General features: G+C 46.7%; 20 protein-coding genes and 1 pseudogene. 1 reads left to right on the top strand and 20 read right to left on the bottom strand.

Annotated features, from left to right (window positions below; genetic code table 11):
* Positions 1-15: 15 nt before the first annotated feature.
* The 12 genes from C2740_RS03335 to ndk form a co-directional block, all read right to left on the bottom strand.
* Positions 16-1,176, bottom strand: a complete 1,161-nt coding sequence (locus C2740_RS03335; RefSeq protein ID WP_215293997.1) for an ATP phosphoribosyltransferase regulatory subunit — start codon at positions 1,174-1,176, stop codon at positions 16-18.
* Between the two features lie 20 nt (positions 1,177-1,196).
* Positions 1,197-2,066, bottom strand: a complete 870-nt coding sequence (hflC, locus tag C2740_RS03330) for a protease modulator HflC (RefSeq protein ID WP_215293996.1) — start codon at positions 2,064-2,066, stop codon at positions 1,197-1,199.
* Entirely contained in the window at positions 2,066-3,568 is a 1,503-nt protein-coding gene (gene hflK, locus C2740_RS03325) for an FtsH protease activity modulator HflK (protein WP_215293995.1), read from the bottom strand. The genes hflC and hflK overlap by 1 nt, the downstream gene beginning before the upstream one ends.
* On the bottom strand, positions 3,558-4,799 hold the full coding sequence (hflX, locus tag C2740_RS03320) for a GTPase HflX (protein WP_215294292.1): 1,242 nt from the start codon (positions 4,797-4,799) through the stop codon (positions 3,558-3,560). The genes hflK and hflX overlap by 11 nt, the downstream gene beginning before the upstream one ends.
* Positions 4,792-5,034, bottom strand: a complete 243-nt coding sequence (hfq, locus tag C2740_RS03315) for an RNA chaperone Hfq (protein ID WP_215293994.1) — start codon at positions 5,032-5,034, stop codon at positions 4,792-4,794. Before hfq ends, hflX begins: the two co-directional genes overlap by 8 nt.
* 117 nt (positions 5,035-5,151) lie before the next feature.
* Positions 5,152-6,516 (bottom strand): ribosome biogenesis GTPase Der, encoded by a 1,365-nt coding sequence (gene der / locus C2740_RS03310; protein ID WP_215293993.1) that lies wholly within the window; start codon positions 6,514-6,516, stop codon positions 5,152-5,154.
* Complete coding sequence (bamB, locus tag C2740_RS03305) at positions 6,513-7,679, bottom strand: outer membrane protein assembly factor BamB (protein WP_215293992.1); 1,167 nt, start codon at positions 7,677-7,679, stop codon at positions 6,513-6,515. The genes der and bamB overlap by 4 nt, the downstream gene beginning before the upstream one ends.
* Positions 7,679-8,338: a tetratricopeptide repeat protein gene (locus C2740_RS03300; protein ID WP_215293991.1), complete on the bottom strand. Its 660-nt coding sequence runs from the start codon at positions 8,336-8,338 to the stop codon at positions 7,679-7,681. The genes bamB and C2740_RS03300 overlap by 1 nt, the downstream gene beginning before the upstream one ends.
* A 60-nt stretch (positions 8,339-8,398) precedes the next feature.
* Entirely contained in the window at positions 8,399-9,739 is a 1,341-nt protein-coding gene (gene hisS, locus C2740_RS03295) for a histidine--tRNA ligase (RefSeq protein ID WP_215293990.1), read from the bottom strand.
* A 30-nt stretch (positions 9,740-9,769) separates the two neighbouring features.
* Positions 9,770-11,038, bottom strand: coding sequence for a flavodoxin-dependent (E)-4-hydroxy-3-methylbut-2-enyl-diphosphate synthase (ispG, locus tag C2740_RS03290; RefSeq protein WP_215293989.1), 1,269 nt, complete (start codon positions 11,036-11,038; stop codon positions 9,770-9,772).
* Positions 11,039-11,065: 27 nt separating this feature from the next.
* Positions 11,066-12,208, bottom strand: coding sequence for a 23S rRNA (adenine(2503)-C(2))-methyltransferase RlmN (gene rlmN / locus C2740_RS03285; protein WP_251369710.1), 1,143 nt, complete (start codon positions 12,206-12,208; stop codon positions 11,066-11,068).
* Positions 12,209-12,295: 87 nt separating this feature from the next.
* On the bottom strand, positions 12,296-12,721 hold the full coding sequence (ndk, locus tag C2740_RS03280; RefSeq protein WP_215293987.1) for a nucleoside-diphosphate kinase: 426 nt from the start codon (positions 12,719-12,721) through the stop codon (positions 12,296-12,298).
* Between the two features lie 269 nt (positions 12,722-12,990).
* Between ndk and C2740_RS03275 the strand changes: the two genes are divergently transcribed.
* Positions 12,991-13,692: a Bax inhibitor-1 family protein gene (locus C2740_RS03275; protein WP_215293986.1), complete on the top strand. Its 702-nt coding sequence runs from the start codon at positions 12,991-12,993 to the stop codon at positions 13,690-13,692.
* 337 nt (positions 13,693-14,029) lie between these two features.
* On the opposite strand, the gene rlmD is transcribed toward C2740_RS03275, so the two are convergent.
* From rlmD to C2740_RS03235, 8 genes and pseudogenes are all read right to left on the bottom strand, one after another.
* The gene (gene rlmD / locus C2740_RS03270) at positions 14,030-15,466 is read right to left on the bottom strand and encodes a 23S rRNA (uracil(1939)-C(5))-methyltransferase RlmD (RefSeq protein ID WP_215293985.1); all 1,437 of its coding nucleotides are present in this window, start codon (positions 15,464-15,466) and stop codon (positions 14,030-14,032) included.
* Positions 15,459-16,280: a 3'-5' exonuclease gene (locus C2740_RS03265; RefSeq protein WP_215293984.1), complete on the bottom strand. Its 822-nt coding sequence runs from the start codon at positions 16,278-16,280 to the stop codon at positions 15,459-15,461. The genes rlmD and C2740_RS03265 overlap by 8 nt, the downstream gene beginning before the upstream one ends.
* Before the next feature lie 17 nt (positions 16,281-16,297).
* Positions 16,298-17,053 carry a peptidoglycan DD-metalloendopeptidase family protein gene (locus C2740_RS03260; protein WP_251369684.1) on the bottom strand — a complete coding sequence of 252 codons (756 nt, stop codon included), beginning with the start codon at positions 17,051-17,053 and terminating at the stop codon, positions 16,298-16,300.
* Positions 17,054-17,079: 26 nt separating this feature from the next.
* Positions 17,080-17,703 (bottom strand): annotated as a pseudogene (locus tag C2740_RS03255) (protein-L-isoaspartate(D-aspartate) O-methyltransferase); the annotation flags it as partial.
* 29 nt (positions 17,704-17,732) lie between these two features.
* On the bottom strand, positions 17,733-18,518 hold the full coding sequence (gene surE / locus C2740_RS03250) for a 5'/3'-nucleotidase SurE (RefSeq protein ID WP_215293981.1): 786 nt from the start codon (positions 18,516-18,518) through the stop codon (positions 17,733-17,735).
* The gene (locus tag C2740_RS03245) at positions 18,518-21,595 is read right to left on the bottom strand and encodes an efflux RND transporter permease subunit (RefSeq protein ID WP_215293980.1); all 3,078 of its coding nucleotides are present in this window, start codon (positions 21,593-21,595) and stop codon (positions 18,518-18,520) included. The genes surE and C2740_RS03245 overlap by 1 nt, the downstream gene beginning before the upstream one ends.
* Entirely contained in the window at positions 21,596-22,855 is a 1,260-nt protein-coding gene (locus tag C2740_RS03240; protein WP_215293979.1) for an efflux RND transporter periplasmic adaptor subunit, read from the bottom strand. It abuts the gene before it with no gap.
* Positions 22,856-22,864: 9 nt separating this feature from the next.
* Entirely contained in the window at positions 22,865-24,382 is a 1,518-nt protein-coding gene (locus tag C2740_RS03235) for a TolC family protein (RefSeq protein ID WP_215293978.1), read from the bottom strand.
* Positions 24,383-24,458 lie beyond the last annotated feature (76 nt).

The following is a 24,458-nucleotide window of genomic DNA, read 5'->3' as shown; positions in this document are numbered from 1 at the left end:
GGTTAATTGCTTACTTTATTTTTTCTTTACTTCCCAGGAACTGCCCTGCTTTACCAGCTCTCGATCACATTCATATTCGGTAGCTTCAACTTTTTCTCCAGCCATCACCTGAATGACCACTTCACCGGAATCTCGTAAAGCTGCAATTGTTTTATTCAAGGCCGTATCTTCAAGCCAAGGCGCTACGATTGCCAACTTGCGTACTTTCAATGATGAGAGATTAGCCAGAGTTAACAGATCTAGTGAGAATCCGGTAGCAGGACGTGAACGGCCAAAGGCCTGACCTACATGGTCATAACGTCCACCTCTAGCAATTGGTTGCGGTAACTTTTCTACATAGGCAGCAAACATTACGCCGCTGTGATATTGATAGCCACGTAAGTCTGCTAAATCAATACTCAGTTCTAGGCCACTGGATGCAGTAACTGCGGCAACTAAACGCTCGAGATCTGCTAATGCCAGATCGATGGCAGCATGTTTAGGCAGTACTTTCTTTGCTTTTGCAAGTACTTGCGCACAAGGCCCATTGAGCTCAGTGAGTGCCATCAGCGCTTCGGCTGTTGTGACTGGTAAGCATGCAGCCCACTGACTAAGGCGCGGACGATCTTTAGTCTGCAGCAAGCCATATAAAGTCTCAGTCGTCTCTTTATCCAAGACCTGGTCAGCTAAGATGCCAGTCAAGATCCCGGCGTGCGATAAATCGAGATAGACCTTGTCAAGGCCAGCAATCGAGAGTGTTTTGAGGAGCAAGGTAATTGCCTCAAAATCTGCTTCCCAAGTAGCGCAACCATACATCTCTGCGCCCAGTTGCAAATCTTCACGGGCAGAACTGCCGACGGGCGTGCGGGCGTGCGCAACAGATCCGGCATAACAAAGACGGGTAACGCCGGCACGATTCAGTAAGTGCGCATCGATGCGCGCCACTTGCGGAGTAATATCGGCACGCAAACCTAGCGTGCGTCCTGACATCTGATCTACCAACTTAAAAGTTTGAAGATTGAGATCTGAACCAGTACCAGTCAATAGGGAGTCTAAGAACTCCAAAATAGGAGGGGCAACTAGCTCATAACCATAAGACTGATAGAGATCCAAGATGGCGCGACGCAAAGCCTCCACCTTACGAGCCTCGGCTGGCAAAACATCTGCAATATCTTCAGGAAGTAACCAACGATTCATGATCTGAATTATTCACCTTCTTATTTTTTATGCAGAAACTTAAAGAACTCACCATTGGGCTCAACAACCATAATGTCCTTCTTATCCTTGAAAGAACTGCGGTAGGCTTCCAAGCTTTGATAGAACTGAGCAAATTGAGGATCGCGTCCAAATGCTTCTGCATAGAGAGCGGTTGCCTTGGCATCTCCCGCACCTTTAATCTTTTGAGCATCTCGATAAGCTTCAGCCAAAATCGTATCGCGCTGACGTTCAGCATTGGCACGAATCTTGTCGGATTCAGCTGCCCCCATTGAGCGCAATTCATTTGCGACACGCTTACGCTCTGCCTCCATACGGCGATAAACTGAGTCGCTGATTTCAGCTAAGAGATCTACGCGCTTTAAGCGTACGTCAACAATTTCAACACCAATATCCGCCGCATCATCAGCCACTTTTTTGCGAATGCCCTGCATGACTTCTTCGCGCTGATCCGAAATCAACTCGCGGACAGTACGCTTTGTAAACTCTTCATTAAGGGCAGAGCGAACTAATTGCGTGAGGCGGTCTTGAGCTAAGCGCTCGTCACCCTTAAAGCTAATAAAAAACTTTCGGGGATCCACAATGCGCCATTTCACATAAGAATCCACCAGGAGATTCTTCTTCTCTGCAGTGATAAAGCGCTCTGCCTCTGGATTGTCAATTGTCAGAATGCGGCGATCAAAGAAACGCACACTTTCAAATGGGGCCGGCAGTTTCACACGCAAGCCAGGCTCTTCAATCACGCGCACGATCTGACCAAAAGAAAAAACAACTGCAAATTTCCGTTGATCAACAATAAAAATGCTAGATGACAGCACATAGATCACAGCAATGAACGCAATGCCAGCAGCAATCAAACGATTTGCATTCATTATCTAGCCTCCCGATCACGACTTCGAAAGCTATCACGCTTATCAAGAGTACGATCGTTCGCATTATTCACAGCTGGTGCTGGGTTTGTTGCACCGCTACCTGAAGCTAGACTTGGATTATTCGTTCCGGTTGCGCCACCCACTGTCACACTTCCCGTTGGGGTGGAAGCGCTCGTTTGATTTACTTGAGTGCTAGCGGCCTGAGCACTCTCAGCACTCACTTGAGCAACAATCTTATCAAGCGGTAAATACAAGAGACTATTACTCTTGGTTGTATCTACTAAGATCTTGGTCACATTGTTATACATCTCGCGCATGCTATCGATGTACATACGATCACGAGTGACCTGCGGCGCCTTGGAATATTCAACCAAAATTTGCTTGAAGCGAGTGGCATCACCTTCTGCGGTAGCCACCACTCTAGCCTTATAACCTTCAGCCTCCTGAATCAAGCGAGCTGCGGTACCCTTAGCGCGCGGAATAATGTCATTGGCATAGGCTTGGCCCTCACTCTTTAAGCGCTCTTGGTCTTGGCCAGCCTTCACTGCATCGTCAAATGCAGCTTGTACTTGCTCAGGCGGCTGCACGTTTTGCACAGTCACACTGGTAACGAAAATGCCACTTTTGTAGCTATCTAAGATCTTCTGAATCGAGTTCGCCAAATCAATACCAATCTTTTCACGTCCCTCGTAGAGAACGGTATCCATCTTGCTACGCGCTACGATTTCGCGAACAGCAGTTTCAGCAGCCTGAACTACTGTAGCGTCTGGATCACGATTGTTAAATAAATAATCGGTTGGATCCTTTAAGCGATATTGCACAGCAAAGCGCACGTCGATGATGTTTTCATCTTCGGTAAGCATGGAGGAATCTTTTTGATTGGTTGCCTTAATCAGCACCGGGCGACCCACTTCTACAGAGCGAACACCAGAAAGATTCACTGTTTCATCCGACTGAATTGGCCAAGGCATGCGCCAGTTAATGCCTGGCTTAGCGGTGTAATCGTACTTACCAAAGGTCAGAATGACACCAGCCTGGCCTTCTTGAATGATGAAAAAGCCACTGCAAATCCAAATGAAGAATACGGCTCCAGCGGCAATCAGCACGCTGGCCCTAGATCCAAATGGATTAGTGAAATTGAAGTTTGGTGCACCATTGCCGCTTCCGCCTCCACTGCCACCACGCTGTGAAGGTGGAGGAATATCGGTACTGCTAGGTTTATTAGCTGGCTTACTGCTTGCTGCTCCTGGCTTTTTCTTACCGCCAAAGATGCCGGCAATTCTGTCATTAAAGTCGCGCCAGAGTTCATCCAAATCTGGGGGGCCATCCGGCTTCGCAGGCGAATTGACTGGCTGAGTGTCTGTTGGCTTATTAGTATCCGGCTCCACTTTTGGAGCTTGGTCACCTCCCTGCCCATCTTTGACATCTTTAGGTCCACCACTGTGGCTGTTGCCCCAACCTGGATCATTGACCGAAAAGAGGTCGAGAAATTTACGCATCATTAGAAAAATAGCTTCGGGTAGGAATCGGATTAAATTCAGAAGTTTCTGGTCGTTCGGGTAAGGGTTCTAAAAACTCGTCCGGGGCCAATTGCTTCTTGGCACGGTTGTGCTCGACCCTTATTCTATCAGTCATTTGAGAGCATTCGGCCAAGGCTAGGCGGAGCAAATCAAGGCCCAAGCCTGTCTTGGCGGAGAGGAAAACCTGGCTCGGCAAACCCTGGCTATCCCGCTCTAAAACCGCCCCACGGTTAAAGGTTTGGGGCATCTGGTCAATTTTGTTCATCACCTCAATTCGAGGGATCTCATTTGCCCCAATTTCCTCCAAAACCGCTTCTACTTCGGCTTTTTGCTCTCTGGCAACGGGGCTGCAGGCATCTATTACATGCAAAATCAGGTCTGCATGAATGGTTTCATCCAAAGTGGCCCTAAAGGCCTCAACTAGCTGGTGGGGCAAATCTCGGATAAATCCTACGGTATCAGAGACCACAATAGAGCCCACACCCTCTAAATGCACCTTTCTGGAAGTGGTATCCAAAGTGGCGAAAAGTTGGTCGGCGGCGTAAGTCCCTGCCTTGGTTAGGGCATTAAATAAAGTCGACTTGCCAGCATTGGTATACCCAACCAAAGAAACTGAAAACACACTCTTACGATTGCGTGCCCTTCTCTGGGTTCGTTGTTGGCGCTGAAGCTTCTCAAGCTCGTTTTCTAAACGCTTCGCTTGCGTTGCTAGCATCCGACGGTCCAACTCCATCTGCGTTTCACCAGGACCACCCCTTACACCAATACCGCCGCGCTGACGTTCCAAGTGACTCCAAGCTCGCACCAAGCGAGACATGCGATAGCGTACTTGCGCCAACTCCACTTGCGTCTTACCAATGTGGCTTTGGGCTCTTTGACTAAAGATATCCAGAATCAAGCCCGTGCGATCCATCACATGACGCTCAAGATGACGCTCTAAATTGCGCTGCTGCGTTGGAGAAAGTGGATGATTAAAGATAGCCAGCTCTGCGCCCTGCTCTTCCATCACACGCTTAAGCTCATTCGCTTTACCAGACCCAATAAACAAAGCAGGATCTGTTCTACCCTTGCGGGCAATCACACTAGCTGTGGGTATAGAGCCAGCACTATCAGCCAAGAGACTGAGCTCGGCCATGCTGTCTGCAAAATCTTCGCGCCCCGTATCAACACCAACGAGGACGGCGCGGGCCGCATCTACTCCAGTTTTATACAGGGCTAGCTTCTTCTATGCGGAAATCAATCGCACGAGCTGGAACGATCGTAGAGATTGCGTGTTTGTAAACCATCTGCGTCACCGTGTTGCGCAGCAACACAACGTATTGATCGAAAGATTCAATATTGCCTTGCAACTTAATGCCATTGACGAGATAGATCGAAACAGGAATATGCTCTTTGCGCAAAGCATTCAGAAAAGGATCCTGAAGTAATTGGATTTTGTTGTTATTCATACTGCTCCTTATTGGTTTTGTAATTAGGGAGTCTTGCTTTTTTAATAAAAGCTTTTATAAATTACTGCTACTGAACCTTCTATATTGAGCTCAATTATAAAAAAATCAAGCCCAAAATCACCGCTTTTTACCTTTTTTACCCTTATCTTCGTCCACATAAGGATTCTTAGCAGTATTCATCTGGATTCTTAAAGGTGTTCCACGTAATTTGAATACATCCCTAAAGCGCCCTTCCAAGTATCGCTTATAGCTATCCGTTACACCGCTCAATGATGTTCCATGAATCACCACGATTGGGGGATTCATGCCCCCTTGGTGTGCATAGCGTAATTTTGGACGACCCATACCCACGCGTTTTGGCTGTTGATGCTCAATGGCTTCTTGCAAAATACGAGTCAGGCGTGGCGTTGGCAACTTCGCCATCGCAGCTGCATAGGCGGCGTCTACATCCTTAAACAACTCTTTTAAGCCTGTACCTTTTTTCGCAGAGATCGGATGTACGTTTGCAAAATCCAAGAAGCGCAATTTTTGGGCAATCTCTAAACGAGCACGTTCTTTAACGTAAGAATCAAGTCCGTCCCACTTATTCACCGCAACCACTAATGCACGTCCAGCTTCAACAATAAATCCCGCAATATGTGCATCTTGCTCAGAGATGTCTTGTTGCGCATCAAGCATCAAGATCACCACATTGCAGTCCGCAATTGCTTGCAATGTTTTAACAACTGAGAACTTCTCAATTGCCTCAAATACTTTGCCACGACGACGCAATCCCGCCGTATCAACCAAGATATACGGTTTGCCATTACGCTCAAAAGGAACCTCAATCGCATCACGGGTAGTACCAGGCATGTCAAACGCAATGACCCGCTCCTCACCAATGAGCTTATTGATTAAGGTCGACTTCCCAACATTTGGACGACCCACTACCGCAATCTTCATTGGGCGATTTGGATCACCTGCCAATTCATCTTCGTCGGGCTCTGCAATACCGAGGGAATCCAAGGCGTCATCAATCAGTCCACGAACGCCGTCGCCATGTGCTGAAGAGATGGGGAACGGTTCACCTAAACCGAGTTCATGAAAGTCAGCAGTAACAACGCCTGCTTGCATGCCTTCTGTTTTATTCACCGCCAAAATAATTGGCCGACCCGTCTTACGCAAGAAATCAGCAATGACCCGATCTTGTGGCGCCATACCCAGGCGACCATCCACCAAGAAAATCACAATGTCAGACTCAGCTACAGCTTGCTTGGTCTGTTTAGCCATCTCAGCAACGATGCCGGTTTTAGCAACGGGCTCAAAGCCACCAGTGTCTACGCAAATAAACGCGCGCTCACCAATACGACCTTTGCCGTAGTGACGATCTCTTGTTAAACCAGAAAAATCTGCTACCAAGGCATCGCGTGAACGGGTCAAACGATTAAAGAGTGTCGACTTCCCAACATTGGGGCGGCCGACGATAGTGATGACTGGGTTCATTTGGGACTGTACGCCGCAATTTTTCCACCCTGAGATTGAATCAGGATGAGCCCGCCTACTGCAATTGGAGCAGCGGTGATTGGATTACTATCGTGACGAATACGCGCGATCATCTCGCCATTCGCCTGTGAGAGTGCATGAACATAGCCTTGAGCATCACCCATGAGCAACACTCTGCCAACGGCTAGGGACTCACCTAAATCTCGGTATGTGAGTTGGGTGTTTTCCCAAACCTGCGTACCGTCTTTGGTGGCAAATGCGGTTACATAGGATTTTTCATTGGCTGAGAAAACCAATTCTGCGCTTTGCGCAGTACCCGTATAGCTTGAGTAATCCTTAAACCATAAGAGATTTCCAGTACGAGCTTGTCCGCAGCCAATGCGGCCTTGGTATGAAACTGCGCAAATGATCTCGCCTTCCATGCTAGGTTTAGCAGTCACATCATTTAAGCGCTCAATTTCTGAAAAGCCTTTAGGGAATGACACTGGGGTTTCCCAAACCAAACCACCATTGGCAATGGCAATCATCCCAAAACGTCCACCTGCAAAGCCAGTCACAATGACTTCATTGCCGATAGCCAGCATGCCGTAACCAACGCGCAATGACAAGGCAGACTGTTGGCGCTGATAAGTCCACTTGCGGGCACCTGTTTGTGCATCCAAACCAATAAAACGATTGTCAAGCGCTCGCACAACCACAATGCCACCAGCAACAATTGGCTCACTCAAAACCTCGCTACTAACACTGACTTTCCAGATCTGCTTACCAGTGTCGTCATAGGCATAGACAGTACCGCGAGTACTCACAGCAACCGTAGTGCGGCCGTCAGATCCAGGCCCAATAGATAAGCGCTCCGGAACGGATGCCTCCCAAACTTTATTGCCAGTGGCCAAATCAATCTTTGCCAAATTACCGCGTTGTGAAGCTGCATATACGGCGTCACCTGCGACTACCGGATGAAAGTTAAAGCCTTCAGAAGAGCCAACACTGGTAGACCACACCTGTTGCATATCAAACTGATTGGTGACTGTTGCCAACTCGGAAGGTTTGCGAACACGAGAACTACCAGAACATCCAAGCAGTGCTGTAGTCACCACACTCAATAAAATAGTAGTACTAGCAACCCTTGCTAAGCGTTGTATTGCATCGATTTTTACTGTCATCACTGTGCCACTCCTCCAACTGCATCCAGCTTCACCTTCAAGAGGCGACGCGCCTCTTCAGGGAATTCTTTAACTTCGTCTATTTTTTTCCAGGCATCTTCATAGCTTTTTTTAGCTTCAGCATTTTTCTTTTGCGCTAAATACCAGTCGCCACGACGTTCTAACCACAAAGCTTCAAAGCCAGCAATCGGTGTTTCTTTAAGAACTTGATCAGCCTCAGCAAAATCTTTTTCACCACCCTGCTCAATTAACTGAGTCACCAAGCGTAATTTTGCTAAAGCCAAATAACCATCATTGGAAGCATTTTTAGCAGTCCAACGCAAATAGTCCAGCGCCTTGGCACTATCACCAGCATCCGACGCAATACGCGCAGCAATTAAACTAGACATCGCTGCATAAGGTGTACGAGCAAAATCTTTTTCTAAATCATCCGCAGCACGCAAGGTCAGCTCTTTGTCACCTTTAGCAACAGCGCTGACCATCGTTTCATAGAGTTTAGAGGCTTCCAAAGCTTGAGTATTACGCCACCACCCATAACCACTATATGCAGCATAGGCAAACAAGACAGCCGTCAACACTCCCGTAATTAAATTACGATACTTTTGCCAAAACGCTTTAAGTTGGTCTAACTGTTCTTGTTCTTCTAGATCTAAAGGCATGTGAATCCAAGCTAATTAATAAGGGTTTTATTGCTATTAAATGTAATGAATAGACTCATTCTATTCGGAGCTGCCCACCAAGACATCAATTACAGCCTCCAGCACCCCTTCCAAAGGAACGGCCTTTTGCTCGCCGCTAGAACGTAAGTCTTTGATCTGAGCCTCATTCTTGGCCAATTCATCTGGGCCAATAATGACTGCAAAAGCAGCTCCACTGCTGTCAGCCTTCTTCATTTGGGACTTAAAGCTGGCGGATTGACCATCAGGAGGGCAGAAAAGAATCGTATCGATGCCGGCGCTACGTAAACGCTCAGCAATAATCATGGCAGCAGTCAAAGTCTCACCGCCTTGATGCAATACAAAGATATCGCATTGGGACTGCGCCTCTGGAAGCGAGCCAGAAACTTTCATAAGCTCTAGAACACGCTCCATCCCCATAGCCCAACCACAAGCTGGTGCAGCCTTGCCGCCCATACGTTCAATTAACGGATCATAGCGGCCACCGCCAGCAATGGTGCCCTGTGCGCCCAACTCATCAGTCACCCACTCGAAAACGGTGAGGTTGTAATAATCTAAACCGCGCACCAGGCGAGGATTAATTTTGCAAGGGATGTTATTGGCTTTGATCAAAGCCTGCACTGCATTAAAGTGCGCAAGAGATTCTTCACCCAAGAAATCCAATAACTTTGGAGCATCTTCAATCAATGCCTGCATCTCTGGATTTTTAGAATCCAAAATACGCAAAGGATTGCTGATGAGGCGTCGTTGTGAGTCTTCATCAAGTTGCGATATATTTTTCTCAAAGTACATTACCAAGGCAGCACGATGCTCAGCACGCTCATTGGCCTGCCCTAAAGAATTGATCTCCAGGCGCACGCCTTTTAATCCCAACTCGTCCCAAAGGCGTTGACCCATGAGAATAATCTCTGCATCAATATCAGGGCCAGCGAAGCCTAATGCCTCGATACCAAACTGGTGGAACTGGCGATAACGGCCGCGCTGTGGACGCTCATGACGGAACATAGGTCCGGTGTACCAAAGACGCTTAGGTCCCTCGTACAGTAAATTGTTTTCAATAACAGAACGCACTAATGCAGCAGTACCTTCAGGACGCAAAGTAAGTTGCTCGCCATTTAAACGATCCTCAAAGGAATACATTTCTTTTTCAACAATATCGGTCACCTCGCCAATACCGCGCTGAAACACTGCAGTTGCTTCCACAATTGGTGTGCGCAAAAACTCATAACCATAAGCACGGGTTAAATCACGCAGAACATGCTCAAGGTGGGCCCATTGCGCAGCATCAGCTGGCAGCAAATCATTCATACCGCGTACGCCGTTGATCTTTTGAGTCTTCTGGACTTTAGCTTCTGCTTTTTGGTCTTTGTTCTGATCAGTCATTTTTATTCTTGTTCTACGAATTTGGCTCTGTTACGCTTTTGTTGCGTAATTCTGTTTAACGTACTCATCTACGATGACCTGAAACTCTTCAGCGATTTTCTCACCTCGCAGAGTTTTCACCTTAACGCCATCCACAAACACTGGTGCAGCTGGAGTTTCGCCTGTTCCTGGTAGTGAAATACCAATATTAGCGTGCTTACTCTCGCCTGGGCCATTCACAATACAACCCATCACCGCTACATTCATATTCTCTACACCGGGATGGGTTTTCTTCCACACCGGCATTTGTTGACGCAAATAGGATTGAATATTGGCCGCTAATTCTTGGAAGGTGGTACTAGTTGTTCTGCCGCATCCAGGGCATGCAATCACCATGGGCGTAAAGTTACGCAGACCCATCGTTTGCAAAATTTCTTGGGCAACAATGACCTCGTTCTCACGCGGTGCACCTGGATCAGGAGTTAAAGAAACTCGAATCGTGTCGCCAATGCCTTCTTGCAACAAAATACCCATTGCCGCAGTTGAAGACACAATGCCTTTGCTACCCATACCCGCCTCAGTTAATCCTAAGTGCAGCGGATAGTCAGAGCGGCGCGAGAGATCGCGATAGACAGCTACTAAGTCCTGCACATTGCTGACTTTACAAGAAAGTAAAATTTGATCGGGATTCATACCCAACTCAACTGCTTTTTCTGCAGATTGCAGTGCAGATTGAATCAGAGCCTCAATCATCACTTCTTGAGCAGTTTTTGGAGCCTCTAAAGCAGCATTGCTATCCATAATAGATGCCAAGAGATCTTGATCTAAGCTTCCCCAATTCACACCAATGCGTATTGGCTTATCGTATTTACAGGCTGCTTCAATCATTTGCGCAAACTGTGGATCACGCTTAGCGCCTTTACCCACATTGCCTGGATTAATACGGTACTTGGAGAGTGCTTTGGCGCAATCAGGAAAATCATTTAATAAAGTATGGCCGTTGTAATGGAAGTCGCCAATCAATGGCACCAACACATCCATCTTATCCAACTGCTCTCGAATATAGGGAACGGCTGCCGCAGCTTCAGGCGTATTCACAGTAATGCGCACCATCTCTGAACCAGCACGCGCTAACTCTTTTACTTGAATCGCCGTCCCTACTGCATCTGCAGTATCAGTATTCGTCATTGACTGTACCCGCACTGGCGCATCACCACCCACAGTAATGATGTTGGTTTTCCAAGCAACATTTGCTTGACGCGTTACACGCTTAGGAGATGGACCTAGCGGTAATGGTGGCAATGAATGATGAGAGCGCATTGTGATCTATTGATTGGGATCTAATGGTTAATTTAATTTTTTCAGCCACTCGATTGGCTGCTCTTGTATCTCTGTGATAATTTCTGCATCGTGCACCGCACGTTCACGCACTCGGGTGCGATCTACAACATCACCGGCAAGCTGACCACAGGCAGCGGCAATATCATCGCCACGGGTCTTGCGCACTGTTGCCACCATGCCCGCATCTAATAGGATGCTAGCAAAGGCATGTACTCTTTGGGCTGGTGAGCGCTTAAGGCCTGACTCTGGGAACGGGTTAAAAGGAATAAGGTTGATCTTGCACTTAATATTCTTGAGTAAGCGCACCAATTCTTTTGCCTGAATGTCGGAATCATTCACGCCATCGAGCATGCAGTATTCAAAGGTCAAAAAATCTCTTGGTGCAAATGGCAAGTAGCGCTCACAAGCATCGAGTAATTCATGTAAGGGGTATTTTTGATTGAGTGGCACCAGTTGATCGCGCAATGCATCATTTGGTGCGTGCAATGAAACCGCTAATGCCACTGGGCAATCTTGCGCCAAACGATCAATCATCGGTACTACGCCCGAAGTGGATACCGTAACCCGACGACGTGACAAGCCATATGCCCTGTCATCCAGCATTAAACGCAAGGCAGTTACAACGTTGTCATAGTTAAGCAGTGGCTCACCCATACCCATCATTACTACATTGGAGATCACACGGCCTGTGTGCTCCCAACCTGGTGTTGGATATTTTTCGATTCTACGTACAGCTTCCGGATCATTACGCAAGAGATGCTCAGCAAACCACAATTGACCAATGATTTCACCGGAAGTGAGATTGCGTGAAAAGCCTTGATGTCCCGTAGAGCAAAAACGGCAATTAACTGCACATCCTGCCTGTGAAGAGATGCACAATGTGCCTCGATCATCTTCTGGAATAAAAACGGACTCCACCGCATTACCAGCGCCCACGTCTAGCAACCACTTGCGGGTACCATCATGCGCGTGCTCATCTTTGATAATGGGAAGAGAAAGTACTTCAGCCTTGTCCAACAAGGTCGCTCTGAAGCTTTTTGCCAAATCACTCATGTCGTTAATGTCGGATACGCCACGTTGGTGTATCCATTGCATGAGCTGCTTTGCCCTAAAGGGCTTTTCATTCAACCCCGCGACATACGCCGCCATTTGGTCAGCGTCAAAATCTAAGAGATTTACGCGCGGGGAGGTCAATGCGTTTACTTATAAATAAATAGCTAATCGATTAATAAGTGATTAACGATTGAAAACATTCATACCAGGGAAGAAGAAAGCAACTTCCACAGCAGCTGTTTCAGGAGCATCCGAACCGTGAACAGCATTTGCATCAATGCTGTCAGCAAAATCAGCACGGATTGTGCCTTTGTCTGCTTTCTTAGGATCGGTAGCACCCATCAAATCACGATTCTTAGCAATAGCGCCTTCGCCTTGCAATACCTGAATCATCACAGGGCCAGAAATCATGAAGTTCACCAAATCTTTGAAGAAAGGACGATCTTTATGAACGCCATAGAATTGCTCAGCCTCAACTTGTGACAGGTGCGCCATTCTGGAAGCAACGATCTTCAAACCAGCGGATTCAAAACGGTCATAGATTTTGCCGATGACGTTTTTAGCGACAGCATCAGGTTTGATAATAGAAAGGGTGCGTTCAATTGCCATGCAATACTCCAATAGTGATTTCAAAGATATTTGTTAGCTAAGGTCAAAAACGGACTAAATAGCCCTCCCCAGCTCAACGACCCCCGAATTATACATTGCTTGACAGTATTTACCCCTATAGAAGTAGGGCTAAGCCTTTGAATTTACAGGGCATAAGCCCTTAATTTGCAGGTCTTTTCTTGTGGGGCTTGAAATTGAGGTGTTTTGTCTATACTTACTGGTAACAGCCCTTCGTGGGCTCATGTAACAACTACGAAAAAGGAGTCCCTATGAGTGATCTTAACTCTTACGGCTTTGGCCAAACTGGCTCAGTAAGCACTGTTCAGGTACGCAACCGCGTACTACGCAATACCTATGCTCTCTTAGCACTATCCATGGTTCCAACAGTGATTGGTGCCTGGCTTGGTGTGGCAACGGGGCTTGACCTATTCTCTGGAAGTCCATTTATTGGTTTCATTGTTTTCATGGCGGTTGCCTTTGGCTTCTTTTGGGCAATTGAAAAGAATAAAGAAACTGGCGTAGGCGTTCTGCTCTTGCTAGGCTTCACCTTCTTCATGGGCATCATGATGTCCCGCTTGATCGGTTATACCCTCAATAGCTATAGCAACGGCGCATCCCTGATCATGCTGTCCTTCGGCGGCACAGCGGCCATCTTTGCCGTCATGGCAACGATTGCCACTGTAAGTAAGAGTGATTTTGCTGGCATGGGTAAATGGTTAATGGTTGGTGTACTGCTCTTGATCGTTGCCTCATTGGCAAACATTTGGTTACAGTTGCCAGCTTTGATGTTGACTGTGATGGTTCTTGCAATCGCTATCTTCTCCGCCTTCATCTTGGTTGACGTGCAGCGTGTGATCAATGGTGGTGAGACAAACTACATCATGGCTACTCTGGCTATTTACCTAGATGTGTACAACGTTTTCACTAACCTACTTGCTCTCTTGGGTATTGTTGGCGGTAATCGAGACTAAGAGAGATGAATCCTCACTAATATCCTTAGTGTGTTGTTCCCTAAAGGCGCCTGCTGGCGCCTTTTTTTGTCTTAGCTCTTTTGTAGGTGAACTATTAATTCGCCACAAACATGCTGACCGCATAAGACAGCGCAATCAAAATCAAAATGATTGCAAAACTATCTGAGGCTTTCATGACACACTCCCAGTGGTTGATGAAATTGTTAGCAGCCAGACATCGCTGCACAACTTCAATCTACTCTTCTATAAGACTAACCCCTTGGAATATTGCACCGCAATATAGCCTGATGCACTAATTTGAAGCTGAAATTGCTGAAAATGACTCTGAAGCAGGGATTTATAGTGGTTTAGGGCGATCAAAGACCGCCATGGATTCCACGTGGGAAGTATGCGGGAACATATTGATGATCCCCGCGCTACTGAGTGTATAGCCTGCGTGATGACACAAAATCTCTACATCTCTAGCCAATGTTTTGGGATTACAGGAAACATACACAATCCTCTGTGGCAGTAACTCGCTATCCTGAGTATGGAGTTCAGCAAGCGCTTTACAGATTTCCATTGCGCCTTCGCGTGGTGGATCCATCAGCCAACGCTCAGCTTTAGCCCACGATGCAATCGTTTCTGGAGTGACTTCAAATAAGTCGCTTTTCATGAAATTGACTTTATCTGCAAGGCCATTATGTAGCGCATTCTCCTTGGCGCGCGTTGTTAAAGTCTCCAATCCCTCGATACCTAAGACCTGTTTTGCTTTCCTAGCAAGTGGTAATGTGAAGTTCCCAAGACCGCAAAATAGATCAAGCACACGATCAGTTACTTTAACTTCTAGAAGACGAATTGCTCTACTCACCAGCGCACGGTTCATCATGTGATTCACTTGCGTGAAATCAGTCGGCTTAAAAGGCATCTCGATTTCAAACTCGGGTAGGCGATAGCAAAGCTTGCCAGTCTCAGGGTAAAACGGGGCTACAGTCTCAATTCCTTTGGGCTGCAGCCAGATCCATACTTGATGTTGATCTGCAAATGCACGCAGCAATTGCTCATCAGCATTGGTTAATGGCAGGAGATTACGAAGTACCAATGCGGTCACAGGAATATTTTTCTTCAGATCATTTGAGCTTGGATCCTCGGGCTCCCCTACCGCGATTTCAATCTGTGGCATGCGATCCACGATGGATAAACCCATTATCAACTTGCGCATCTCAGGCAGTAAATTAGAAACGTATTTGGGTAAAATCTCGCAGGCAAGCATATCAGCTACATAGCCACTCTTACCCTCATGAAAGCCAATGAGTACTGTGCCTTTTTTAATCGAGCGATTCACAGCACTCAAGCGTGCACGGTGACGGTATTCCCAGGTTGGGCCACCCATTGGTCGCAAAATTTCTTGTGGCTTGGTCTTGGCAATATGTTGCAAATCATCTTCAAGCACGCGCTGCTTCATCGCAACCTGTGCCCGAATATCTAAGTGCTGCATCGTACAGCCCCCGCAGACACCAAAGGCTGCACACTTGGGCTCCGCTCTAAATACTGCAGGCCTTAAGATCTCGCGCACTTTGGCTTTGCTAAAACGTGCTTTATCGCTGGTGATGGTGTAAGTTACGAGCTCTGTAGGCAGTGCGCCTTTGATAAATATGACTTTGCCGCTTTGACCCTGGAGAACTTCTTCTTCATTTGGCCTTAAGCGGGCGATACCTTGGGCATCTAGATCGAGGGCTTCAACTCTTATCGGCTCAGTCACTTCGATATTGACAGGCTTATCCCCTCTACGCATCCGCTGCGAAACCTTGGAGATATTCTTTCCACTGGCTACCGTTAGGCTCTTTTGCTTCTTTTGCTAGATAGGCTTTGACAAAATCAATTTCTTCTTTGTATTCATCTAAAGAGAAGCCGCCACGCAGCAACTGAAAGCGGCAGTACATTAAATAAGTATTGACCACATCAGTCTCGCAATAGCGACGAATGTCATCGATCTTGCCATCCTGATAAGCAGGCCAAACTTGACTACCATCCATTCCCATCTTACCCGGGAAGCCACAGAGTTTTGCTAAACCATCCAAGGGCGCATTGGCTCTGCCATTGAACTTTGCCAAAAGGTCCATCATGTCGAGATGACGCATGTGATAGCGGCTAATATAGTTATTCCACTTAAAGTCACGGCTATCTGTCTCTTGACTCTCACCCATCTCCCAATAACGTGGTGCCTGAACATGATTGGCAAGTGCTCGGTAATGCAACACTGGTAAATCAAAACCACTTCCGTTCCAGGAAACCAATTGTGGAGTGTATTTTTCAATTAAATCGAAGAAGGCTTGAATTAATACCTTCTCATCATCTTGTGGCGTACCTAGCGTGCCTACTTTAATTTGAGGAGCGCCTTCTTTAGTACTTCTCCGAATCACACAAGAGATGGCAATAATCTTTTGCAGATACAGCGGCAGAAATTCGCTACCAGTTTTAGTGGCCCTATCGGACATAGCCTTAGCTGCTACTTCAGCATCGCTCATAGGGGCTGGATACTCTTCCAGACGACGCAATCCAGATACATCGGGAATAGTTTCAATATCAAATACGAGTACGGTGGCCATACGCTCTTGCCGAAAACTTACTGGAGGTACGGCGTTGGATTTACAGGCTTACCGTTTACTCGTAATTCGAAATGGAGCTTGGCAGCGGTGGTATCTGTGTCGCCCATTTCAGCAATCTTCTGCCCCTTGCGAACAGCATCACCCTCTTTCACCAAAAGCTTGCTGTTATGTGCATAAGCAGTGAGATAAGTATTGTCATGTTTAACAATTACCAAGTTACCGTAACCACGCAAGCTATTCCCAGCGTAAACAACTTTGCCATCCGAGGCAGCCAATATCGGCTCGCCAACTTTACCGGCGATATCGATCCCTTTATTAGTTTCGTTAAATTCACCAGTAAGCTTACCTTTAGCCGGCCAAGACAAACGAATGCCAGGCTCAGCCACCACTTCTGGCTTGGTAGCTTCTGTGGGCAATGCATCTAATTTATCGCCCTCTGGTTTTTTATCAACTGCTTTAGCAGACTTTAAGCCTGCAGGCGCTTTAATTAACACCAAGTCGCCAACTTCAATTACATTTGGATTAAAGCTTGGATTGACTGAAGCATTCCACTGCGCCACATCACGTGGTGCCTGCCCATGATCCAAGGCAATGCGCGCTAAGGTGTCACCCCTCTTCACGCGATAGTAACCAGCAGGCGCTGGCTCATACGACCCCCCGCTACGATCAGTCACACTGGCAGGCTTGGTCCGCGGCGTAGAGCACCCGACAGTCAACAGCAATGATGCAGAGAGGGCTGCAATCAAGAAGCTTTTGGATAAGCTATTAGGCATATTCGATATTGAATTCTGATTCGATTTCATACTACCCCTGATTGTAAGGGGACAAAAAAGACCTCGTCCAGAACAGTTCTTTCATAACGCTGAGAGCTCATTCTTTCAACCATAATCAGCTGCTGCTCTTTTTCATTTTTAGCTACAGGGGCAACTAAACGCCCTCCGATAGCCAATTGGTCCAATAAGGCATCCGGAATGCCCAAACCTGCGGCCGCCAAAATGATTCCATCAAAAGGGGCGGCTTGCGGCAAACCCAAGATACCGTCACCGTAGATCAGGCGCAAATTATTAATACGAAATGGGCGTAACTTTGCTCTAGCCAGATCATGCAGCGGACGTATGCGCTCTATTGAATACACCTCATCTGCTAATAAGCTTAGAACTGCGGCTTGGTAACCACAACCTGTGCCGATCTCGAGTACTTTTCCAAGTTTATGCCTGGGCTTATGCAATAGCTCGATCATGCGAGCTACTACCGATGGCTTAGAAATAGTTTGCTCTTGACCAATTGGCAGCGCCGTATCTTCATACGCTTGCGCATGTAAACCAGCATCAATGAATGCGTGACGCGGAACTGTAGCAATAGCCTCTAGAGTTTTTCCGTGCTTCACGCCAGCATCATGTACTTTGGCTGCCAGTGCTTGACGATAGGCGGCAAATCTTTCAGTTGGAGCCTTCAACCGCGATCCCAACCGTTAGAACGCATCGCCGCCAAGCGTGCGTGATGACTCAAATCCAATTGCATTGGGGTAATTGAAATACAACCCTCATCAATTGCATGGAAATCAGTGCCTTCAGAATTATCTTTTACATGCCCAGCCGCACCAATCCAATAAATCTTATCGCCACGGGGGCTATCTTGCACAACCACTGGCTGAGAGTGGTGGCGGTTACCCAAACGGGTCACGCGCCAGCGGTATAAATCAGCATAGGGGCGATTGGGAATATTGACGTTGAGCAGTGTCGCCGTGCCCTCAGCTCTAGCAAGAGTCGAAACTAGCATTTGCGCCACAACATCATGCGCAGCTTGAGCGGCATCATCAATACGATTCCAGCCACGATCAATTTGCGAGAAAGCAATGCCAGGAACACCAAACATCACCCCTTCAATTGCTGCTGCAACCGTACCAGAATAAAGCACATCTTCGCCCATATTCTCGCCCTGGTTAATGCCTGAAATTACTAAGTCAGGCTTTTCATCTAAGAAACCAGTCATGGCCACATGCACGCAATCCGTTGGCGTGCCATTGATAAAGAAGAAGCCATCTCGGTCGCCACCCGCTACTCGGTGAATCGATAGCGGTCGAGATAAGGTTAATGAATTTGAGGCTCCACTGTGATTTTGCTCAGGCGCAATCACGGTAATGCGGCCTAGTGGACGTACGGCGTTTACCAAAGCCAATAAGCCAGGAGCGAGGTAGCCATCATCGTTAGAAACCAGAATGTGCGGTAGTCTTGACATCACACCAGCCCAGGAGAATGCTTACCGCGTGATTTCATAGCTGCGTAAATCACCGGCAATACCAAGAGCGTCAAGATGGTGGTGGTGACCATGCCGCCGACAATTACCAAGGCTAATGGGCGCTGCGCTTCAGATCCAATAGCATGAGAGAGAGCTGCAGGTAATAGACCTAGGCCAGCCAACATCGCAGTCATCATGACAGGGCGAACACGTAAGGCAGCGCCATCTACCATGGCATCTTTCATGGCACCATGTTCTTCAGCTACCGTCTTATTGATATAAGAGACTAGAATTACGCCATCCTGAATCGCGATACCGAATAATGAGAGAAAGCCAAATAGTGCGGAGATACTCAAGGTCTCACCACCCAAGTGAAGTGCAATGATTCCCCCAATGGCGGCAAAAGGAACATTAATCAAAACAATGACAGCATCTCGGAAGTTGCCCAGAGCAGCAACTAAGAGCAAGAAAATTGCCACTAAAGTTAATGGAATGATGACCATCAACTTTTGTTGAGCGGCTTTCATTTGATTGAACTGGCCATCCCAAGAAATCATATAGTTGGCTGGCAAACTGACATTCTTTTCAACCAAATACTTAGCGTCTTCGACAGCACTACCCAAATCTCGGCCGCGTACGCTGAAAATCACTGCAATGTAGCGCTTTCCTGATTCACGATAGATAAAGAAAGGTCCATCTGTCAGCCTGACGTTGGCCACCATTCCCAAAGGTACTTTTTGCCCATTTGGTGCATCAACTAACAAGTTGGTGACATCGGGAATATCATTTCGACTAGCCTCGTTCAAGCGCACGGCAATCCCAAATGTTTTTTCATCTTCAAGGAAGTTGGTTACTGGCGCACCACCAATAGCATTGGCAACAACAGTTTGAATGTCTGCGACATTCACACCATAGCGCGCAGACTTCTCACGATCAATTTGAATGTTTAAGGTAGGTTGCCCTAATTCTTTAAGAACGTTCTCATCCTCGATACCGCGCACCTTCTTTAATTGTGCAACTACATCGTGCGCCTTATCTGCCAAGACATCTAGATCTGCCCCATAGATTTTGACTGAATTCTCGCCCTTAACGCCAGATAAAGCCTCATTGACGTTATCTTGAATGTATTGAGAAAAACTAAAGTTAATTCCAGGAATCTTTCCAAGCTCGGCCTGAAGATGCTGAACTAGCAAATGCTTACTTGTTCCCTTTGGCATTTCTTCGGGAGATTTCAAATACAAGCCATATTCTTGATTAAAGACACCCGTAGAGTCAGTGCCATCATCGGGGCGCCCAATCTGGACTGCAACCTTCTCCAACTCAGGCTGCTTTAAGAAAATTTCACGCAACTGATTAGCCACCTTAATAGAGTAATTAAGATCTACTGTATTTGGTAGTGTTACGCGTAACCAGATATTGTTTTCTTCTAAGGTTGGCAAGAACGCTGTTCCCAGTCTGGTAGCGCTCAATAGCGTCACGCCCAAAATGAAAATAGAAACCGTAATGACATGGCGTGGATGATCCATCCATTTCCTTAATAAAGGACGGTAGTGAGCTAACATCCAACCTATAAATTTTGGTGGCGTATGACTAAAATTGTTACCGAAGACGTATGACATCGATGCAGGTAGGAATGTCAGACTGAGAATAATCGAGGCTACCAGAGCAAAACCCATAGTGAAAGCCATTGGCTTAAAGATAATGCCTTCAACGCCGCCCATTAAGAACAATGGTGAATACGCAACAATAATGATGCTTGTGGAATAGACCATCGCGCGCTGGACTTCGCTAGTAGCCAAAATAATACTTTGATTTACACGCTTACCGCCTTCTTCTAGATGGCGCATGACGTTCTCTGTAATGATTACGGCCGCATCCACAATCACACCAAAATCAATTGCACCCAAAGAGATAAGGTTAGCTGGCACATTAAAGAGATACATCATGATGAAGGAGAAACATAGAGCGAGCGGAATCACCGCAGCAACAATTGCAGCAGCGCGCAAATTTCCCAAGAAAACGTAGAGTAAGGCAAGTACCATCGTGATACCAAAGAACATGGTGTGCTTTACAGTACCCACTGTGATGTCTAGGAGTACTTGACGATCATAGAAAGGTTTAATCTGAATGCCAGGGGGCAATATATGACTGTTAATGTTATCGATTCGTTCGCGCACTCTAGCCAATACTTCAGAAGCATTTTCACCGCGACGCAAAAAAACAATTCCTTCTACTGAATCAGGATTGTTGTCAAACTGGAATAGCCCCAAGCGGGGCGCATTACCAATTTCTACCGTAGCTACATCACCAATACGAACAGGAATACCCTTGTTCACAGCAATGACAACCTGTTTGATGTCATCAATATTGCGCAATAGACCAACGCCACGTACTACAAACTGTTGTTCACCGCTTGGCAGAACACCACCGCCAGTATTGTCATTCGCCCTAGAGAGCGCTTCAATTAATTGCGCAACAGTAACCCCTTTGGACTGCAGGCTCTCGGGGCTTACGATGACTTGATACTGTCGGATCTTGCCGCCAAATGAGGAAACGTCTGCAATACCCGGAGTTTGCTTTAACTCTTTATAGATTTCATAGTTTTGCAATGTCTTTAAACGTGTAGGTGAAGCGTAATCAGAAATCACCTGATAGCGCAAGATCTCGCCAGTAGCATCTGAGTCAGGGCTAACGCTGGAGCTAACGCCTGGTGGAAAAGCTACATTACCTAAATTGGTTGAAAAAATTTGGCGGACTTTAAATGGATCCACATTGTCGTTGAACTTTAAGGTTACAACTGACAAGCCAAACAAAGATACGGAGCGAAAAGTTTTTACCCCCGGAATACCGGCCAAGGCATTTTCCACAGGGATCGTAACTTGCTGCTCTACCTCAGTGGTACTCCTGCCAGGCCACTGTGAAATCGCTTGAATTGTCAGCGGAGCAACGCCAGGATATGGCTGAATTGGTAACTGCTTTAAACTAAATGCGCCAAAAATCAATAGCACTACTGCAGCCGCAAGAATAATGACGCGCTTTTCTAAAACTCCCCGAATGAAGGAGGTAACGAAACTCACTTATTCCTCCTGCTTGGCAAAGCGGTCGTTTAATAAGACCGCGCCATCAGTTAAAACTTTCATGCCAGGCTCCAAGCCCTCGGTTACAGCAAACTTTTTACCATCCAGGTCATAACCCTTTACTAGGAATCTCCGATAAGTATCGGGTCCTGTTTTGATAATGGCGTAACGCATTTCACGTACACGCACAATGGCAGATTGAGGCACAACTACTGCCTCAGTTTCGGCGGTCTTTAAGCGTGCACTAACGTACATATCAGGACGCAGAAGTCCGTCGGTATTCTCAACATCACAGCGAATCAGCAAAGCATGCGTTTCTGGATCAATCGCTGGCGCAATGTAATTGGCTGTAGCGATAAACTCTTTGTCTGGATAAGACTCTGATCGAAGAATCATCGTCTGCCCTTTTTGGATCTTGCGAATATCTTGCTCGTATATATTGCCCAAGAACCAAAGTTCTTTTGGATTAGCGAGAGAGACTAATACGTCGCCAGCACTCACAATCGAACCAGGCTCAACAGCACGCTTCACCACAACACCCTGCAGCGGTGAACGCATGATGAGATTAGTCTGGGTCTTGCCAGTTTTTTCAAGCGATTTAATGTCGCCTTCACTTGCACCCAAGTTGCGCATGCGATTCCCTGCAGCTTGTTGCGTGATTTGCGCATCACCCAAAAGATCGCTCATTGTTTTATTAACCTCCAAGATCTTTGCGGTCTTGGATGACAAAAGGTATTCCTGCTGAGCAGACAAAAATTCAGGGCTATAAAGTTCTATCACTGGCGTGCCAACCTCTACAGGAGCCCCATCAAAGGCATAGATCCTCTCAACTCTACCCGGCGCTCTTGCAGAAAGCACTTTTGCTTTTTCAGCATTAAATGCTAAGCGCCCAGGAACCTTAAGCTCTACAGGAACCTTAACCACAGTAGCATCTTGAAAAACATAAATACTGGGATTAAGCTGAATCCCTGGAAGCTTTAATTCCATAGCGCCCGTACCCTCAACGCTCACAGACTTTACTGTTTTATCTAACTTGACGGGGCGATTCACGTTTACAAATAATCCGATGACAATACCAAGCATCAGAATGGATGCGCAAATAATGGCCAAACGAAGTCGAGCACGGGTTTCCAGTGGGAGAGCCCAATAAGAACGATGTATTTCATTCGTATTGGCCTCAATTCGAGCAATAAACTTAGCCTTTAACTTCTTCAACTCCTCAGAAGTTCGGCTCAGAATTTTAATTAACTTGTCCTTCAAAACAACTCCTTAAAAAGGTTCTTTACCTGCAGAGACGAGCAATACCGCCTGAGCCTGCAGTAAATTTGCCTCAGCCAAAGCTAACTGAACTTCCAAGCTACGCAATTGGGTTTGCGCTGTCAACAAATCATTAAAACCTTGACCATTATTGGAATACTGTATTAATCCTACTTTATAAGCAGCATCCGCTTGGGGCACTTGACGCTCCCTCAAAAATTGGGTTTGGGTCTTAGCCTGCTCGTAAGCAGCATAAGCAGTGTTTACCGCCAGCACAATTTGCTGTCGATTGGAAATGTTACCTGCTTCAGCAGCCGCTTGATTACGCTGCGCCTGCTCTACACCATACTTTTCTTTAGTAAAGAAATATAAGGGAATTATTAGATCCAATTCGAACTGATAGAACATCGCGCCATTGTTAGCAGCAAATGGTCCGCGTGGCGTGTAAGAAGACCCGATTACCTGAAAGTCTGGCAAATATGCCTTCTTTGCAAGTGCAACACCCTTGCGTGCAGCATCTAATTGCAATGCTGAGCTCTTTAAGGAGGGATGGCTTGATTCTGCGTAGTCCTCTAACTCAACTAGTGTGGGCACACTATTCATAGCGCGGCGCACATCACCGCGCAGCACCAATTTCTCACGTGAGTGGCGACCTACCAAAGTATTGATGTTATTCAGTCCAACTTGTAATTGGCGCTCAACATTGAACTGATCTGCTTGTGCTGCACTTTGTGCGACCTGAGCATTGAGATATTCAACATAAGCCGCAGCATTATTAGCGTAGCGTGCTTTAGCAACATTCTTCACCATCTCCAGGCGCATGACAGACTCTTTCAAAACCTGCAACTGCTTCTGAGCCGCCAGTGCGTTGTAATACAAAGTAGAAAGCTGTGCCCCCAATTGCAAGTAAGTCGACTCAGAGCTGGCTAAGAGTGCCTCTGCATTGGTATCAGCAATGTCTGCCGCAAGACTTTTCTTGCCTGGAAACTGAAAAGGTTGTGCTACAGAAATTGCATTATTACTGCTGATTCCATTGGGATTTGCTGCTGAAGGCGTATTCGCACCACCCAATGCAAATGGTGAATTGACTGGCATACCAGACCACACCAAGCCGACCTGTGGATTTGCTGGTGCTGCAATCTGAGGTACCGTTGCCTTAGCAGAGAGATAAGATTCACGCAATGAAGACAATTGTGGGTTATTGAGTTTGAGCTCACTCCACAGTTGGCGTAAGTCCATCTCCATTGGGCCATTTGAAGCAGGCTTCGTATAAATCTTAGGCGTATTGGCTTTGGTTACCGGCGCAAATAATTCTGCCGCCTTTGAACTCTGGTCTTGGGCACTCAGTTGCGCGCCGATCGATGGTGGCGATGCTAAAGAAGAATCGCCTGATTGCACAGTGACGCTAGCAGGGGCGTTATCAGCGGATGTTTGCGCAAATACCGAGAAAGCAAAAGCAGTTATTGCAAAGAGTGCAATACTTTTGAGTAGATTTGCTACGCTCGTTTTACGTGTACTGAGAATAAACAAATGCAGCTGCCTCTAAATCAATAAAAATGCTGTTTTTATAGCCCCTGGTACACATTTATGGCTTGCAATGCCTACT

This window comes from Polynucleobacter sp. MG-5-Ahmo-C2 (genome assembly GCF_018687735.1).
Taxonomy (GTDB): domain Bacteria; phylum Pseudomonadota; class Gammaproteobacteria; order Burkholderiales; family Burkholderiaceae; genus Polynucleobacter.
The sequence above is the reverse complement of the archived record's forward strand: the minus strand, read 5'-3'. Positions and strand labels throughout refer to the sequence as shown.